A 17073-nucleotide genomic window follows, 5' to 3' on the forward strand; every position below is an offset into this window, starting at 1 on the left:
CGCTTTTCAGCCCCCTTCCACCATGGGGCAGCCGGTCGCCGAACCCGTGGCCAGTGCGCGCGCCGCCTGGGCAATGACGCCTGAGAGCCTGCCCAAGGCCTGCTGGTGCGCCTGCACCAGGCTGGCGTAATCGCCGCCAGCAGGCTCGCTCACCCGCGTGGCGCAGGCAAGGCCCGCACCTTCCGGACCGTCCAGCTTGCGCAGTGTCCAGCCGGCCTGGATGGTGGCGCTGCCGCCGAGCTCGGAATCGAAGCGGCGGATGTCGACCTTGATACGGATGTCGATGCTCCCTGGCGGCCTGGCGAGGCCGTAAATATCGTGGGTGTTCAGCGCCGAGGTGATATCCGCGGATAGCGCACCCCGGACTTCATCACCCAACGGCGCCAGCCAGCGCTGGTTTTCCAGTACTTGCACGTCGGAGGCGCCCGAGCGCAGCACCAGTTGCGGCTGGTCCACCTGGGGCGGCACGCTCACCGGGAGTATTTCCACCACAAAGGCTGCCGGTGGCGCGGTGGGCGCCACGGCCCGCGGCACGAGCGTGTGGTACTGCGTGGGAGCCGAGGCGCAGCCGGCCAGCATCACGATGGCTAACAACGGCAACCGACGAATCATGGCTTGCTCCCTTGCGACGGGTTCGTGGACGTGGCCGGCGCAGCCGGCGGCGGCGCATCCTTGCCCTTGCCGCGGATCAACGACTCCGGATGGCGGGACAGGTAATCAGTGAGCACTCGCAGCGAACGCGCGGTGCGCTGCAGTTCCTGCAGGGTTTGGCCGAGGTTCTGCTGGAGCGGGGAATCGTCCGACAAGGCATTGTTGGCCGCGCCAAGCGTCTGCTGCGCCTGCTTGAAGGTCTTGGTGGCCTCCGGCGCCAGGTTCTCGTTCACCTGCTTCAAGGTGCCGGACAACTGCTTCAGGCTTTCATCCAGGTTCTTGCCAATGGTGTCGAAGGGGATCTTCTGGACCTTGTCGACGATGCTGGCCAGCTGCTCCTGGATCTTGTCGAAGTCACCGGAGGTGGTAGGCAGTTCCAGCGGCTTGGCCGCCGGGTCGAAGGTGACGGGCTTGGCCTTCGGATCGAAGTCGATGGCAATGTACAGCTGCCCGGTAAGCAGGTTGGCGCTGCGTGCCTGCGCTCGCAGGCCGTGGTCGACCAGGCGGCCGACCATCTGCGACCAGTCGGTGTCACCCTTGTCGACCGCCGCCGCCATCAACTTCTGATGGGCCTTGCCCAGGCGTTCGGGGTACACCACTGCCCCCACGATCACCGGGAAGCGTTGGGTCTTGACGTCGTAGTCGAGGTTTACCGATACCACCTTGCCCACGTTGACGCCGAGGAATTCCACCGGCGAATCCGCACGCAGGCCGCGCACCGGATGGTCAAAGCGCATGCGGATATAACGCGGCTCACCATCGGGTGGCGCCATCGCCGTGCTTTGATCGTTGAAGAGGCTGAAGCTGGCGTTCTCCTCTGCCGGGGTGTCGTCATGCGGGCCGTTGGGCGACTGGAAAGCTACGCCGCCGGCCAGCACCGTGGCGATGGACTGCGTGTTGAGTTTCAGGCCGTCGGCCCCGAGGGACACATCCACGCCGCTGGCGTTCCAGAAGCGGGAGGACTTCGACACGTACCTGTCGTTGGGCGCATCGATGAATACCTGCAGGCTCACGCCCTTGCCGCTCTCGTCCAGCGCGTGGGACACCACGTGGCCCACCTGCACCCGGCGGAAATACACCGGTGAACCGATATCCAGCGAACCCAGGTCGCCGCTGTGCAGGGTGAAGCGCTTGCCGGGCTGGCCGTGCAGCACCGGTGGTGGCGTTTCCAGGCCCTTGAATTCATCCTGTTCGTCGGCGGAGTCGCCGGTGTCGGCACCGATGAAGGCACCGGAGAACAAGGTATCGACACCCGAGACGCCGCCGATGCCCACGCGTGGCCTGACCACCCAGAAGCGGGTGTCTTTCGTGGCGAAACTCTCGGCGTTCTTTTCCAGGTCGATCTTCACCCTTACCCGGCTGCGATCGTGGTTCAGCGCAATCTGCGTGACCTTACCGATCACCACATTCTTGTACTTCACCTGGGTCTTGTTGGCCTCAAGGCCCTCGGCGGTCTGGAATGTCACGATGATGCTGGGGCCCTGCCCCAGCCAGCCGTGCACCAGCAACGAAGCGCCGACGATGGCCGCCACCAGCGGCACCAGCCAGATCAGCGATATGCCCACGCGGCGCTTGTGCACCACGGGTTCGGGAAGGTCCTCGCGCCCGTCGCGCGGTTGTTCAGGCTCAGTCATCGGTTTCCTTGCGATCCCAGATCAGCCGGGGGTCGAAGCTCATCGAGGCCAGCATCGTCAGCACGACGACCAGGCCGAAGTAGATCACGCCAGGCTTGGGCTCCACCCGGCTCAATACCTGGAAATGCACCAGCGCCGACAGCAGCGCCACCACGAAGACATCGAGCATCGACCAGTAGCCCACCAGTTCCACCAACCGGTAGAAGCGCGCGCGCTGCTTCAGCGCCCAACCGCTTTTCCTTTGCGCCGACACCAGCAGGGTGCCCAGCACGATGAACTTTGTCATCGGCACCACGATGCTGGCCACGAACACGATGATGGCCAGGTCCGCCGAGCCGTTGCGCCACAATTCGATCACGCCGGTCAGGATCGTATTGTCGTCGACGTCGCCCAGGCTCACGGTACGCATGATCGGCAACAGGTTAGCCGGCAGGTACAACACGGCCGCGGCAAGCAACAGCGCCCACGTGCGCGCCAGGGAGTTGGTCTTGCGCCGGTGCAGCGGCACATGGCATCGCGGGCAGGTTGCGCCGGGCGGAACGTGTTCGGCGCGGCTTACCAGGCCACACACATGGCATCCCACCACGCCCAGTTCGCGGGCCGTTACAACATCCGTCATGCGTCGTTCCCTGCGGTCTTGTGCCAAAGCTGGCGGGGATCGTGGCTGGCGAAGACGGTGATCATCAAGGTAAGTACGCCGAATGACCAGATCCCCGCGCCCGGCACCACCGTGAAGTAACTGGAGGCCTTCACCACCGCCACCAGGCTGCCAAGCATGAACACCTCGATCATGCTCCAGGGACGCACGTAGTGCAGCATCACCATGGCCTGGCGGAATCCCGGCGCACGCTCGCCATGCCGGGCGAAGGCCAGCAGCCAGCCGAAGATCAGGATCTGCGTCAGGGGAAAGAAAAACAGGGTAAGGGCCGCCAGCACCGCCACTACCTGCGACTGATCGTTCCACATGGCAATGGCGGCGCCCCACAGGGTGGTGGTGGCATGGCTGCTGCCCAGGCTCACCTGCACGATCGGCTCGACGTTGGCGATGATGAAGACGATGCCCGCGGCCACGATCAAGGCGAACTGTTTGTCCAGGCTCAGCCACTGGTGGCGTTCCAGGATAGCCCCGCAACGCATGCAACGGGCGACCTCGCGACGCGCAAGGTTACGGCGCCGATAGACCGCGTCGCAGTGCTCACAGACCATCAACGGTTGCCCGGGTGTCATTGCATGTCCTTGGGGTCGCCTTTCCTTTTCCCGCCTATGGTCGCAAATTAACGTGGAGATGGCGCGAGGAAGGGTGCGGGAGGTTGCCTGAACCCTCCCCGGAAAGGCAAGCCACTTGATATCCTTGCCCGCTTGCCCGACGTATGCGGGCATTCCACAAGCGTTTTCCGGAGTTTCCAGTGAGCCAGGCCAGCGAGAAAACCTACGTCTTCGATGTCACCACGGCCAATTTCGAGGACGCCGTGATCAAGGCGTCGCTGACCACGCCCATCCTGGTGGATTTCTGGGCCACCTGGTGCGAGCCCTGCAAAGCGCTCAGTCCGCTCCTGGACAAGCTGGCCGCCGAATACAACGGCGCCTTCGCACTGGCCAAGGTGGACGTGGACGCCGAGCAGCAGATCGCTGCCATGTTCGGCATCCGCAGCATCCCCACCGTGATGCTGGTCAAGGATGGCCAGGTGCTCGACGGCTTCGCCGGCGCCCTGCCCGAAGGTGAGCTGCGGGAATTCCTCGGCCGCCACCTGCAGCCGCTTGCCGCCGATGAAGGTGAGGTCGCCGAACCGGCCGCCGACGTCGAGGCCGAAACGCCCGAAGGCGCCATCAACCGCCTGCAGCAGGCCATCGCCGCCCAGCCCGACGTTCCGGGCCTGAAGCTCGACCTCGCCGTGGCCCTGATGCAGGCCGGCCGTACCGATGCCGCCGCGGCGGAACTGGACGCCCTGCCCGCCAATCTTTCGGTGGACTCCCGCGCCGTACGGCTGCGCAGCGAACTGGAGCTGTCCAAAGCCCTCGCCGACGCGCCATCGGCAGCGCAGTTGCGTGCCCGCATCGAGGCCGATCCGGCCGATGCCGAGGCGCGCGACCAGCTCGGCGTGCGCCTGTTGCTCGAAGGCGACCCCGCCGCCGGCATGGACCAGTGGCTGGAACTGCTCAAGACCCAGCGTGACTGGAATGACGGCGCGGCGAAGAAACGCCTGCTGGCCGCCTTCACCACCGTGGAAGATGCCGAACTCGTGGGCCGTTATCGCCGCAAGATGGCAAGCCTGTTGTTCTGATGACACCTGGCACTTTCAGGCGGCTGATGAACCTGTGGCCGCCCTTCCTCTTCAACAGCATCGCTGTCACCGACATCGCCGGGGACTGGTCGGAAGTTCGCGTCCGCCTGCGGCTGCGTCCCTGGAACAAGAACTTCGTGCGCACCCAGTTCGGCGGCAACCTCTTCGCCATGGCCGACCCGTTCTTCATGCTGATGGGCATGCATCGCCTGGGCGACGACTACTATGTGTGGGACAAGGCCGGCGAGATCGAATTCATCGCGCCGGGCAAGGAAGACGTCTACGCCCACTTCGTGATGACCGACGAGGCCGTGGATGAGTTGCGTGCCGCGGCTGCCAGCGGCGCCAAGGTGCTCCGCTGGTTCGAGGTGGACATCACCACCGCGCAGGGCGATCTGGTGGCGAAGGTACGCAAGCAGCTTTACGTGCGGCAGAAGCCGAGGGTGCGGCCCACGTAAGCGACGCGGCCCGTCAGGCCTTGTTGCGATCGGTCTCTAGGGCCCGGTTGATGCGCAGCGCCAGCAAGGTGCAGGCCACGCCCGAAAGCAGGTAGACGCTGACCGCACCCAGGCCGAACCGCATCGACAGACTCAGCGCCACCAGCGGCGCAAAGGCCGCGCCGATCAACCAGGCGAAGTCGGATGTCAGGGCGGCACCGGTGTAGCGGAAGCGTTTGGCGAAATTCGACGTCACCGTGCCCGCCGCCTGGCCATACGAAAGTCCCAGCAGCGCGAAGCCGATCAGCAGGAAGGCATCCTGCGCCGCCCTTCCACCGCCAAGCAGCCAGGGCGAGGCAATGGCGAACAGGCCGATCAGTACCGCCATGCCGCCGAGCATGTTGCGGCGGCCGAACCTGTCGGCGAGGACACCCGAAGCCACCGTCGCCACGATGGCAACGAAGGCGCCGATGATCTGCACGATCAGGACGTCGTTGATCCCCTGAGAATGGTTCAATGTGATCCACGACAGCGGAAAGATCGTCACGATGTGAAACAGCGCATAGCTGGCCAGCGCGGCAAAGGCGCCGATGAAAAGGTTATAGCCCTGCGCCTGCAGCATCTCCAGGGTACCTATCGGCTCGAGCTGGCCTTCTTCCATCAGCTGGGTGTATTCCTCGGTCACCACCAGGCGCAGGCGGGCGAACAAGGCCACCACGTTGATCGCGAAGGCCACGAAGAACGGATAGCGCCATCCCCAACCCAGGAAATCCTCGTTCGACAGTTGCGTGTGAAGGAACAGGAATAGCGACGCGGCGATCAGGAAGCCGGTGGGGGCACCAAGCTGGCCGAGCATCGAATACCAGCCACGGCGGGCCTTCGGCGCATTGAGCGAGAGCAGCGATGGCAGGCCGTCCCACGATCCACCCAGGGCAATGCCCTGCAGGAAGCGCAGGGCGCAGAGAATCACAATGACGCCATAGCCATTGGAGGTGTTCGCTGGCAAAAACGCGATGCAGACCGTGGAAGTGCCCAACAGGAATAGTGCAGCGGTCAGTTTGGTACCGCGGCTCCAGTGGCGCTGGATCGCCATGAACACGGTGGTGCCAATCGGGCGCGCGATGAAGGCCAGCGAGAAGATGGCAAAAGCCAGCAACACACCGTCAACACGGCTTAAGAAGGGGAAGAACACCGCCGGGAATACCAGTACAGAGGCGATGCCGTAGGTAAAGAAGTCGAAGTATTCTGAGGCGCGGCCAATGACCACCCCCACGGCAATTTCCCCGGGAGCCACGGCGGCATGGCTGGTCTGGTGCTGACGGCGAACGTCGTCTTCCGCCTCTTCGGCACCGTGATGGACTTGTGAAGTGCTCGACATCTTAATCACCCGATCGGGGAGGTGTTGTTTTAAAGCATAGCCAAGGATGGACCCGAAGACGCATTAACGCCATGGGACAAAGTGTCCTATCGCCCCAGACGTCCAATTGGCGTAACTTTCACCGGTCCGAAGGGTAACCACATCCACCATGCGAATGTTCATGAAGACGTTGCGCGGATTGCCGGTCCTCGCCCTTGCCCTGCTTCTGTCAGGCTGCGATGCCGTGTTGATCAGCCCTGCCGGCGACGTCGCCAGGCAGCAGCGCGACCTGATCGCCATTTCGGTCGTCCTGATGCTCATCATCATCATCCCGGTGATCGTGATGACCTTCGTTTTCGCCTGGAAATACCGCGAATCGAACAAGGCCGCGCACCACGAGTACGATCCGGACTGGAATCACTCCACGGTGCTGGAACTGCTTATCTGGGCGGCTCCGCTGCTGATCATCATCGCGCTGGGCGCCGTCACCTGGACCAGCACCCACAAGCTCGACCCGTACCGGCCGCTGGATCGGGTGGACCACGTCCGCGCCGTTGCGCCGGATACCAAACCCCTGGTGGTCGAGGTGGTGGCGCTCGACTGGAAATGGCTGTTCTTCTATCCGGAACAGGGCATCGCCACGGTCAACGAGATGGCCGCTCCGCTGGATCGCCCGATCGAATTCCACATCACCGCGTCAACCGTGATGAACGCCTTCTTCGTCCCTTCCATGGCCGGCATGATCTATGCCATGCCCGGCATGGAGACCAAGCTCCACGGCGTCATGAACAAAACCGGCAATTTCGAAGGCATTTCGGCCAACTACAGCGGCGCCGGCTTCTCCGATATGCGCTTCGTGCTGCATAGCGTGTCCGATGCCGATTTCGATGCGTGGGTGGCCAAGGCAAAGGCTGGCGGCGGCCACCTCACCCGCGAGGATTACCTCAAGCTCGTCAAGCCGAGCGAGAAGGAACCTGTCCAATATTTCGGCACGGTGGATCCTGGCCTCTACAACGCCATCCTCAACCAGTGCGTCGCGGCAGGCCAGATGTGCATGAGCGACATGGCAAAACACGAGCAGCACAGTGAACAGGGTATGGCTGGCATGGCTGGTATGGCGCCCGCCGGGCACACGCACCCATAGCGGCAGCCTCTTTCGATTGAAGCCTTAGCGAGTCCGGTAATGAACATGCCCGATGCAGGAAAACTGATCTTCGGACGCCTCACCCTTGAGGCGATTCCGTACCACGAGCCCATCCTGGTGGCCACCTTCGCCGGCGTGCTCGTCATTGGCGCGGTGTTGCTGGGCCTCATTACCAAACACAAACTCTGGGGTTACCTCTGGAACGAGTGGTTCACCAGCATCGATCACAAGAAGATCGGCATCATGTACATGGTGTTCGGCGTCGTCATGCTGCTGCGCGGCTTCGCCGACGCGCTGATGATGCGCGCCCAGCAGGCCGTGGCCTTCAACGGCAACCCGGGCTTCCTGCCGCCGCACCACTACGACCAGATCTTCACCGCCCACGGCGTGATCATGATCTTCTTCGTGGCAATGCCGCTGGTCACGGGGCTGATGAACTACATCATGCCGCTACAGATCGGCGCGCGTGACGTCGCCTTCCCGTTCCTCAACAACTTCAGTTTCTGGATGACGGTCGCCGGCGGCATCCTGGTGATGGTGTCGCTGTTCATCGGTGAATTCGCCAAGACCGGCTGGCTGGCGTATCCACCTCTTTCGGGGCTGGAGGCCAGTCCAGATGTCGGGGTGGACTACTACATATGGTCGCTCCAGGTGGCTGGTGTCGGAACCACCCTTTCGGGCATCAACCTGATCGCCACCATCGTGAAGATGCGCGCACCGGGCATGAGCATGATGAAGATGCCCATTTTCACCTGGACGGCGCTGTGCACCAACGTGCTGATCGTGGCCGCGTTCCCCGTGCTCACCGCCGTGCTGGTGCTGCTGTCGCTCGACCGCTACGTGGGCACCAATTTCTTCACGAACGGCATGGGTGGCAACCCGATGATGTACGTGAACCTGATCTGGATCTGGGGCCACCCCGAGGTGTACATCCTGATACTGCCGGTGTTCGGCGTGTTCTCCGAGGTTGTCTCTACTTTCAGCCGGAAGCGACTGTTCGGTTACGCATCCATGGTGTACGCCACGGTGGTGATCACCGTACTGTCGTACCTGGTGTGGCTGCACCACTTCTTCACCATGGGATCCGGCGCCAGCGTCAATTCGTTCTTCGGCATCACCACGATGATCATCTCGATTCCCACGGGAGCGAAGATGTTCAACTGGCTGTTCACCATGTACCGCGGCCGTATCCAGTTCGAAGTACCGATGCTGTGGACCATGGGTTTCATGTTCACCTTCGTGATCGGCGGCATGACGGGCGTGATGCTGGCGATCCCGCCGGCCGACTTTCTGCTGCACAACAGCCTGTTCCTGGTGGCGCATTTCCATAACGTCATCATCGGCGGCGTGATCTTCGGCCTGTTCGCCGGCATCAACTACTGGTTCCCCAAGGCCTTCGGCTACAAGCTCGATCCGTTCTGGGGCAAGTGTTCGTTCTGGTTCTGGCTGGTGGGTTTCTGGCTGGCCTTCATGCCGCTGTACGTGCTGGGCTTCATGGGCGTGACCCGCCGCATGAACCATTTCGAGGATCCATCGCTGCAGATCTGGTTCCAGATCGCCGCTTTCGGTGCGGTGCTGATCGCACTGGGTATCGGCGCATTCCTGATCCAGCTGTGGGTAAGCTACAAGCGCCGCGAGGAACTGCGCGATGTCACCGGCGATCCCTGGCACGGCCGCACCCTGGAGTGGTCCACCTCCTCGCCGCCGCCGGCCTACAACTTCGCGTTCACCCCGATCATCCACGAGGCCGATGCCTGGTGGGACATGAAGGAGCGCAACCAGACGCGTCGCCTCGAGGGCTACCTGCCGATCCACATGCCAAAGAACACCAGCGCGGGTATTTACCTCGCCGCCTTTGCCTTTGTGGTCGGTTTCGCCATGATCTGGCACATGTTCCTGATCGCGGGCCTGGCCTTCCTTGGCCTGCTGGTGACAGCCATCGGCCACACGTTCAACTACAAGCGCGATTTCAACATCCCCGCCGACGAAGTGGCCCGTACCGAGGCCGCCCGCACGGAAGAGCTCGCCGCCCATGTCTGATATCAACGCCATGCCTTCCACCGCCGTCGCCAACAACCAGGATGTTGAGTTCTGGATGAAGGAAGACCACCACCCGGCCAACGGTACGTTGCTCGGGTTCTGGATCTACCTGATGAGCGATTGCCTCATCTTCGCCTGCCTGTTCGCCACCTATGGCGTGCTCGGACGCAGCTATGCCGGCGGCCCGACAGGCGCCGAGCTCTTCGACCTGTCGCTGGTGGCGGTCAATACCAGCCTGCTGCTGCTCTCTTCGATCACCTACGGCCTCGCCGTGCTGGAGATGCAGAAGAACCGCCGCGGCACGATGATGGCCTGGCTGGTGGTCACGGGACTGTTCGGCCTGGGCTTCCTTGGCATCGAGATGTACGAGTTTGCCGAGCTCATCCACCGGGGCGCAGGCCCGCAGCGCAGCGCGTTCCTGTCGTCGTTCTTTACCCTGGTGGGCACCCACGGCCTGCATGTGACCTTCGGCATCGTCTGGCTGATCACCCTGCTGTTCCAGGTGGGCCGCTTTGGCCTTACGCCAGCGAACAAGCGCCGCATCCTGTGCCTTTCGATGTTCTGGCACTTCCTGGACGTGGTCTGGGTCGGCGTCTTTACCTTCGTTTACCTGATGGGAGTGCTGCCGTGAGCACCCACACCGAATCACACGATCACCCCGATGACGGCGCGCCCCACAGCACCTTGAAAGGCTACATGCTGGGGTTCTTCCTCGCCATATTCCTCACCGCGGTGCCTTTCTGGCTGGTCATGGGCAAGGTGATTCCCAACGCGCAGACCCTGGCGGTGATTGTCCTGGTTTTCGCGGCCGTGCAGATCGTGGTGCACATGATCTACTTCCTGCATATGAACGCGCACTCGGAAGGCGGCTGGAACATGCTCGCGCTGATGTTCACGGCGATCCTGGTGGTGATCACCTTGAGCGGTTCGATCTGGGTGATGTACCACCTCAATTCGAACATGATGCCGGGCATGTCCCATGACATGACCGAGCAGCAGGCCAAGAGCCTGCCTTGAGCATGAAAGCGGTACACGAAACGAAAACGCCGCGCCGACCGCGCGGCGTTTTCATTTTGGGCCTGCTGGCCGTGTTTGGCCTGGTGATGTTCGCAGGATTCATCGCGCTGGGAATATGGCAGGTGCATCGTCGGGCGTGGAAGCATGCGTTGGTCGCGCGGGTGGATGCGCGGGTGCACGCGGAGCCGGTGGCGGCGCCCGGCCGCGGCCAATGGCCGGGGGTGAATGCAGCGAACGACGAGTACCGTCGAGTGAAACTCACCGGCACCTTCCTGCCGGACAAAAGCGTGCGGGTGCGTGCCAGCACGGAGCTCGGCATGGGTTCATGGCTACTGACGCCCATGCGCACGCGCGATGGCAACTATGTGATCGTGAATCGAGGTTTCGTTGCTACGCGATGGTGCGGCGGCAAGGCTTCGTGCCCGGTCAATCCCGCGGGTGATTCGAACGTATCGGGCCTGCTGCGCATCAGCGAACCGAAAGGCGCCTTCCTGCAGGCGAACGACCCGACGCATGATCGCTGGTATTCACGGGATGTCGCTGCCATCGCCACGGCCGAAGGGCTGGCCGACGTCGCTCCCTATTTCGTGGATGCCGATGCCATCTCCTCCCCCAGCCGCGAAGGCATCGACGGCCCCGTCGGGGGTCTGACGGTGATTTCCTTCCCCGACAACCACCTGATGTACGCCATCACCTGGTTCGGCCTGGCGCTGATGACCGTGTTCGGTGGCTGGATCGTCTGGAAGGACGAGCGGAAGAAGCGCCGGGTTTGATATCACGCTCAAGCCCAGGGTGGCCAGGGCCAGTTCGTCCGCCAAGGGTTGATGGGCCAAGTGATCCGCGCCACGCCCTGCGCATGGCGCGGACCGGGTTTACTTGCCCTCGGGTACGAGGTTGGCCAACTTGCCGTTCTTTTTGAACTGGCAAGTGAAATTCTTCTTGCCGTCCATGCCTGCATCGGCCACACCGGCGATCGAGTAGCCGGCATCGGCGGACTCCACCGGCTTTAACTGGATGTAATCGTTCTTGACGTCGAATTTCTTCGCTGCGGCATCCAGGCAGCGGGTGGTGAGCTTGCCCGGGTCGGGCCGGTCGGAAGCAAAGGCGTGCGAGGCCAGGACAAGGCCAAGGGAAGTGGCCAGTAGCAGGGTGGACTTGCGCATGGGTCTATCTCCGTACAAGGCACGAGGCCGGGATCATTGCCAGCTCGAGTGTGCCTTGCAATTCCTTGCGGCGGGATAAACGGCCGGCAGGGAATAGTTCCTTTCCGTTCAGGTGGAGTCATGCCCCAGGCGCCACGCCCCGAAACGGTTGGGACGGAATGGACGCCTCCGGCTTACGCCGATGAAGCAAAGTCGGTCGTTCTGACACTCCCGATCAGCAGCCCGGGCATTGTCACCTGCCCGATGCGTCCATGCCGTCTCACAAGACTCGCGCGCCGCACCGTAAAGCTCGGTAGAGGAGTGGCGGGCGAGCCAGGGTAGCAGACCGCACAAACCAACCGGCCGGACCGAAGTCCGCCTGGCCACCCGCCAAAAGAGGGGAAGTCGAATGCCGCGGCCAGGCCGCGACACCCGAGGTTTGTAGTGGGCTGCTACACCCGGTTGCCGATGTACCGACAACCTGTGCATTTTCGCCAGTCCACCTCTGCCCGTCTATCAGAAGCGTCTCAAAGTTGAGCACGAATTTCGATCGAAGGAATCTTGGTTCTTTTGGCCGCGGCCAATCGCATGCGATAACCTATCGCTTGAGTCCGCATCTCAAAGCGGCCAACCCAGGGGTGAACCATGACGTTTCGAGACAATGGCTTCGTCATATTGCCGGACGTCGTGTCACCTGTGGTATTGCGATGAGTTGATCGAAACCCGGCTTCTCTGGGTTGCACCGGATCCTGGCGAGTTAGTTAATTAGAAACCTATAGGTTGGCCGTGAACAAAATCGTGGCACGTTTATCCACGACACGCCCGCGCGCATCATGCCGCCACCACCCCACCTCCGGGGCGTCAATGAGAGCGTCAACATGCCCGTCCTTCGTCTGGAAATGCATCCCGGCCGCACGCTGGAGCAAAAGCGTGCCTTCGTGCAGGAAGCAACTCGCGTCACCGTGGACACCCTGCAATGTCCCCTGGAAAGCGTCGAGATCGTGATTACCGAGATATCACGCGATGCGTGGGCCAAGGGAGGCAAGCTCCGCTCAGAAGGGTAAATCGCCATCTTCATGACACCACGCCTGGCGCAGGACTGCCCGGAGAATTCCACATAGGTGGCCGCGGCAGGCCCGACGCAACGGCCAATATCCACGGAGGGGTCGTAGTGGCCGAACGTCAAAAAGGAAGGAATGTCATGAAGCCGTGGGTAATGGCGATGTGTCTGCTGGTTGCATGCGCAGGCGTGCATGCGAAGACGACCCTTTGGGAACCTGCAGCCGGGCATACGCAAGTACCCATATGGCCCGGGACGCCGCCTGATCCGAAGTCCTTGCCTGGTTCCGAATACGCACGCACCGGTACCACGACCATCGGCGGCAAGACCATCACGGGCGTATATAACGTGTCGAAGCCCACGATGACGCTCTACGCTCCCACCGGGGAGAATACGGGGGCCGCGATCGTCGTATTTCCAGGAGGCGGCTTCCAGGGCCTGGCTATGGATCTGGAAGGCACCGATGTCTGCGACTGGCTAACGACAAAGGGCGTTACCTGCATCCTGTTGAAATATCGCGTGCCGGGCATCCCTTATGAATGGCAATGCGATTGCCGGCCCCACAATCTGCAGTTGTCGATGCCGTCGTTGCAGGACGCGCAGAGAACGATCCGCTTGGTACGCTCCCGCGCCGCTGAATGGCACATCGATCCCCACAAGGTGGGCGTGCTCGGATTTTCCGCAGGTGGCTACCTGGTAGCTGAGGTAAGCACGAACTTCAAACGCCGAACCTATGCGCCGGTGGACCCAGCCGACAAGGAAAGCAGCCGTCCGGACTTTGCCCTGGCGATCTATCCGGGACACATAGCAACCGATGACGACACGTTGAATCCCAATGTCCCGGTCTCCCATGAAACGCCACCGACATTCGTGCTTCAGGCAGAAGACGATCATGTGGATGGCGTGAACCAGGCACAGGTTTATTACGCTGCCCTGAAGAACGCCGACGTACCCGTAGAGATGCATCTGTATCCACACGGCGGACACGCTTTCGGGCTAAGGCCAACGTCAAATCCGATCACACACTGGCCTGCCCTGGCCGAGACATGGATGAGCAGCATTGGGATGATCCCCGCAGCCGGTCCATAGACAATTAAGCCTTAGCCAGGCTCTTGAACGCTGTCGAGAGCGTGCGCAGTGCCTCACGCGAACGACGATCGGTGAGCGCGCAATAGAGCACTACCTCATGGGTAGGTAATGGTGGAAGACCGAGGAGTTCGCCGACGTCCATGCTGCCGGCCGGCGCGGTGCGCCTGGCCATGACCGCAACTGCCAAACCGACGGCGGCCGCCGCCCCGACCACCGCAGCGCCCTTGCCAACAAAAACCTCGGTCCAGGGAATACCCGCGCCGTCGAGAGCCGTGACCGCGGCGGCGCGAATGCTACACAGCTCACCCTGGGTCGATAACGGCAGAGGACGACCGGCCCGTGGCCGGAAGTCCGCCGAAGCAATCCAGGCAAAGGATTCGGCGAAAAGGAACTCACCGTTGCGGCGGTTACCTTGTGGCTGAAGGATGATGGCGGCATCGAGTTTGCCATCGTCGTAGTGCTCGATCAGCTCGCGCGAGCCGGCGACCTGCATCTCGATATGCAGGTTTGGATCATGCTCGTTCATCCGTCCCAGCAAGGCAGGCAGTGTGCTGCCGACGAGTTGATGGCTGATGCCAAGAACCAGACGATGCTGCTTGACCTCGAATGACGTGACAGCGTTCTCGTGCGCCTGGATCAATTGACGTGCGGCCTCGATGAATGCCCCACCTTCCGCCGACAACCGGACCTGCCGGGGCGTTCGTTCCAACAACCTTCGACCCAACTGGGTTTCAAGGCGTCGCAACTTAAGGCTGACCGCCGACTGGGTAGTTTCCAGCGCATCGGCGGCACGGGTGAAACTTTGCAGGTCCGCCGTCAGGACGAAGGCCCGCACGGCATCGAGATCGAGCGTTTTCATCATTTATGATCGAAATGATAGAAAGCTCTTATAAGGCATTTTCATCATGATGGCCAGCGCGTACGCTTCTGTCAGGCCGCCACTGGAGCGGCTTTCCTCACCGGGAGACATCACCATGAAGTGGTACCTGATATGCGCTGCCATCGGCCTTCCCCTTTCCTCTGCCATGGCGACCGACGGCCAGGAGTTGACCTCACTCCGCGGGACCTGGGTGATGGATTCAGCCTATGAAATGCATGCCGACGGGACCCGAACCACCAACTACGGTGAGCACCCGAAGGGCCTGCTGATGGTCGACGCCGCCGGTCGTTACGACATGCAGATCTTCAAGCCGGATCGACAGGTCTTTGCCAGCGGCGTCAAGACGCGTGGCACGCCGGATGAATACCGGGTGGCCGTCGTCGGGTCGAGCACCCACTTCGGAACCGTCACGATAGACAAGGCGAAGCACAAGCTGGTTTTCACCGTCGAGGCCGCGTCCTTCCCCAATTGGGAGGGCAAGACCCAGGAGCGCGACTACACCTTCAAGGATGGGCTGCTCACCTACGCCGTTCCGGCAAGCGCCTCGGGTAATGGAACGATTGCTTATTCCGTCTGGCGCCGGGCCGTCGACTAACCCATACGCAGCTGGTATCTGACGCAGGGCGGGCCATCGACGTCCGCCCGGGATCAGGGTAGCGTGATACTAATAGGCATATCTAAGAGATAATTTAGCATTAAAAAGATCACATCGCCTTCGTAAAGTAGACGCTCATCTCAACGAAGGAGTGATCTTATGTCTCGCATCCCTACCCCGCCTGTCGACTCCGCTACCGGCCCCACTGCCGAAATCTACGACCAGATTCGAAAGGCCGCTGGAAGTGTTCCCAATACATACGCATCGATTGGTGCACTTGACCCTTCCGCGCTGAAAGCCATTCTGCAAGCCGATGGCGTCCTTGCTGCTGGCGCGCTGAGTAAACAGGACCAGGAGACCATCAAACTCGCCGTCAGCGAAGTCGCAGGTTGCGACTACTGTGTGGCCGCCCACAGTCTGCTCGGGAAAATGACGGGTTTGAAGCCCGACGCGCTCAGGCAAATCCGCGCAGGCGAACCCACCGGCGATGAGAAACGGGATGTGCTGGTTCGCTTCGTACGCAACCTGGTCAATACCAGCGGCACGATAAGCGACAGTGCGTTCAACGAGATCAAGGCAGCTGGCTATACCGACACGCAGCTGGTGGACATCAGCCTGGCCATCGCCCTGACGGTGTTTACCAACGTCTTCAACCGTATCAACGACACCGCCATCGACTTCCCGCCGGTGAAGTAAAGCCGGGCTCATCGGCGCCACCATGGCGGCGCCTTTGCAAGTGAGCACTTCGTTGGACATGCGAACTTGCTTACTTGTCGAGGTCCGTCATGCGACGCCAGCGCGCTGGCGTTACCCCGACATGTAGCTTGAAAGCACGTTGGAACGCCGCCTCCGATTGATAGCCGACCATGTCGGCCACGGCGCCCGTGGAGGCAGAGGTTTTACGAAGTTCGTTGGAGGCCATGGTCATGCGGATATCGGTCAACAAATCGCTGGCCGAACGTCCCAGTTTTTCCTGGAACAAGCGCATGAATGTTGCCCGCGACATGTTGCAGAGACTCGCCAGCGAAGGAAGCGTCCATGGCCCACCCGGGTTGTGGAACATCGCTTCCAGCGCGGGCGCCAGCCGCGGATAGCCGGCAAGTGCGAGCATGCCGGCCGGCGCCTCGTCCGATTCACTGGCAAAGCGCAAAGTCAGTGCAAACAGGGCTGTCGACAATGCGTTGAGCATGGCGCGACCGCCAAGACTGTCGACACCGGATTCCTTGCGCATCAGTGCCAGCAAGCCGGCCACGTCCGCGCCTGTTCCGGACTCAGCCCCAGCATCACTTTTATCGGACGACCGCACGATCAACCGCGTCGGCAAATAACTGCGCAATAAACGCGCATGAGCGGCCGTAAACACGAATCGACCGCACAACATATCCAGCCGGTCACCTGTGCCGGTGTTTTCGCTGAAGACCAGATTCGCTGCCGCGCGCGCGCGGGCAGGTTTGGGGCGCGCGCCACTGCCATCGTGCAACGAATGGGCTCCACCGTCGGCGAGCAGAAGAATGTCGCCCGGGGCAAGGCGCTGCGCTGCCCCGCCGGCAGGGTCCTCCACCATGGCCGATCCGCTTAGCACGATGTGATATGGAATCTCCCCATCGGGGGAGGCCTTTTCGTCGATACGCCAGGGCGCGCCGTAATAACAGCGCAGGTCCAGTTGTCCGCGAACGGGCGTCATTTCCAGCAGGCGACTTAGCCAGTCCAGCGGCGGGGACATCTGAGCACTCCGTTGAGCTTAA

At 62.0% G+C, this 17073-nt stretch carries 19 protein-coding genes; 11 read left to right on the forward strand and 8 right to left on the reverse strand.

The genetic code is table 11. The features are described 5' to 3' along the window. Positions 1-6: 6 nt before the first annotated feature. Genes VGM61_RS18060 through VGM61_RS18075 form a run of 4 tightly spaced genes read right to left on the reverse strand, consistent with a single transcriptional unit; the run spans position 7 to position 3512 of the window. Positions 7-612: a PqiC family protein gene (locus tag VGM61_RS18060; RefSeq protein ID WP_331524297.1), complete on the reverse strand. Its 606-nt coding sequence runs from the start codon at positions 610-612 to the stop codon at positions 7-9. Next, positions 609-2285: an intermembrane transport protein PqiB gene (locus tag VGM61_RS18065; protein WP_331524298.1), complete on the reverse strand. Its 1677-nt coding sequence runs from the start codon at positions 2283-2285 to the stop codon at positions 609-611. Before VGM61_RS18065 ends, VGM61_RS18060 begins: the two co-directional genes overlap by 4 nt. Beyond that, on the reverse strand, positions 2278-2904 hold the full coding sequence (locus VGM61_RS18070) for a paraquat-inducible protein A (protein WP_331524299.1): 627 nt from the start codon (positions 2902-2904) through the stop codon (positions 2278-2280). Before VGM61_RS18070 ends, VGM61_RS18065 begins: the two co-directional genes overlap by 8 nt. Next, positions 2901-3512: a paraquat-inducible protein A gene (locus tag VGM61_RS18075; protein WP_331524300.1), complete on the reverse strand. Its 612-nt coding sequence runs from the start codon at positions 3510-3512 to the stop codon at positions 2901-2903. The genes VGM61_RS18070 and VGM61_RS18075 overlap by 4 nt, the downstream gene beginning before the upstream one ends. Before the next feature lie 179 nt (positions 3513-3691). Between VGM61_RS18075 and trxA the strand changes: the two genes are divergently transcribed. Continuing rightward, the gene (gene trxA, locus VGM61_RS18080; RefSeq protein WP_331524301.1) at positions 3692-4567 is read left to right on the forward strand and encodes a thioredoxin; all 876 of its coding nucleotides are present in this window, start codon (positions 3692-3694) and stop codon (positions 4565-4567) included. Further along, entirely contained in the window at positions 4567-5025 is a 459-nt protein-coding gene (locus VGM61_RS18085; RefSeq protein WP_331524302.1) for a DUF4442 domain-containing protein, read from the forward strand. Before trxA ends, VGM61_RS18085 begins: the two co-directional genes overlap by 1 nt. Positions 5026-5038: 13 nt before the next feature. Here VGM61_RS18085 and VGM61_RS18090 read toward each other — a convergent pair whose 3' ends face one another. Further along, complete coding sequence (locus VGM61_RS18090) at positions 5039-6382, reverse strand: MFS transporter (protein ID WP_331524303.1); 1344 nt, start codon at positions 6380-6382, stop codon at positions 5039-5041. A 160-nt stretch (positions 6383-6542) separates the two neighbouring features. Between VGM61_RS18090 and cyoA the strand changes: the two genes are divergently transcribed. The 5 genes from cyoA (at position 6543) to VGM61_RS18115 (ending at position 11335) form a co-directional block, all read left to right on the forward strand. Beyond that, positions 6543-7505, forward strand: a complete 963-nt coding sequence (gene cyoA, locus VGM61_RS18095) for a ubiquinol oxidase subunit II (RefSeq protein ID WP_331524304.1) — start codon at positions 6543-6545, stop codon at positions 7503-7505. Positions 7506-7571: 66 nt separating this feature from the next. Continuing rightward, on the forward strand, positions 7572-9545 hold the full coding sequence (gene cyoB, locus VGM61_RS18100) for a cytochrome o ubiquinol oxidase subunit I (protein WP_331524339.1): 1974 nt from the start codon (positions 7572-7574) through the stop codon (positions 9543-9545). A gap of 10 nt (positions 9546-9555) precedes the next feature. After that, a complete protein-coding gene (gene cyoC / locus VGM61_RS18105) occupies positions 9556-10176 on the forward strand; it encodes a cytochrome o ubiquinol oxidase subunit III (protein WP_414694913.1) in 621 nt (206 codons plus the stop codon). Beyond that, a complete protein-coding gene (cyoD, locus tag VGM61_RS18110) occupies positions 10173-10562 on the forward strand; it encodes a cytochrome o ubiquinol oxidase subunit IV (RefSeq protein ID WP_331524306.1) in 390 nt (129 codons plus the stop codon). Before cyoC ends, cyoD begins: the two co-directional genes overlap by 4 nt. Before the next feature lie 2 nt (positions 10563-10564). Further along, a complete protein-coding gene (locus tag VGM61_RS18115) occupies positions 10565-11335 on the forward strand; it encodes an SURF1 family protein (protein ID WP_331524307.1) in 771 nt (256 codons plus the stop codon). Positions 11336-11434: 99 nt separating this feature from the next. On the opposite strand, the gene VGM61_RS18120 is transcribed toward VGM61_RS18115, so the two are convergent. Further along, positions 11435-11725 (reverse strand): hypothetical protein, encoded by a 291-nt coding sequence (locus tag VGM61_RS18120; protein WP_331524309.1) that lies wholly within the window; start codon positions 11723-11725, stop codon positions 11435-11437. Positions 11726-12537: 812 nt separating this feature from the next. Here VGM61_RS18120 and VGM61_RS18125 point away from each other — a divergent pair. Together VGM61_RS18125 and VGM61_RS18130 are read left to right on the forward strand one after the other, a co-directional pair. Beyond that, complete coding sequence (locus VGM61_RS18125) at positions 12538-12768, forward strand: 4-oxalocrotonate tautomerase (RefSeq protein WP_331524310.1); 231 nt, start codon at positions 12538-12540, stop codon at positions 12766-12768. A gap of 137 nt (positions 12769-12905) precedes the next feature. Then, the gene (locus VGM61_RS18130) at positions 12906-13853 is read left to right on the forward strand and encodes an alpha/beta hydrolase (RefSeq protein ID WP_331524311.1); all 948 of its coding nucleotides are present in this window, start codon (positions 12906-12908) and stop codon (positions 13851-13853) included. Positions 13854-13857: 4 nt separating this feature from the next. Here VGM61_RS18130 and VGM61_RS18135 read toward each other — a convergent pair whose 3' ends face one another. Then, positions 13858-14715 (reverse strand): LysR family transcriptional regulator, encoded by an 858-nt coding sequence (locus VGM61_RS18135; RefSeq protein WP_331524312.1) that lies wholly within the window; start codon positions 14713-14715, stop codon positions 13858-13860. A 112-nt stretch (positions 14716-14827) separates the two neighbouring features. Here VGM61_RS18135 and VGM61_RS18140 point away from each other — a divergent pair, with 112 nt between their 5' ends. After that, positions 14828-15328 (forward strand): lipocalin-like domain-containing protein, encoded by a 501-nt coding sequence (locus VGM61_RS18140; RefSeq protein WP_331524313.1) that lies wholly within the window; start codon positions 14828-14830, stop codon positions 15326-15328. 159 nt (positions 15329-15487) lie between these two features. Then, positions 15488-16024 carry a carboxymuconolactone decarboxylase family protein gene (locus tag VGM61_RS18145; RefSeq protein WP_331524314.1) on the forward strand — a complete coding sequence of 179 codons (537 nt, stop codon included), beginning with the start codon at positions 15488-15490 and terminating at the stop codon, positions 16022-16024. Between the two features lie 70 nt (positions 16025-16094). Here the strand turns inward: VGM61_RS18145 and VGM61_RS18150 are convergent, their stop codons facing one another. After that, the gene (locus VGM61_RS18150; protein WP_331524315.1) at positions 16095-17051 is read right to left on the reverse strand and encodes an AraC family transcriptional regulator; all 957 of its coding nucleotides are present in this window, start codon (positions 17049-17051) and stop codon (positions 16095-16097) included. Positions 17052-17073 lie beyond the last annotated feature (22 nt).

Source organism: Pinirhizobacter sp., from assembly GCF_036499745.1.
Lineage (GTDB): Bacteria > Pseudomonadota > Gammaproteobacteria > Xanthomonadales > Rhodanobacteraceae > Pinirhizobacter.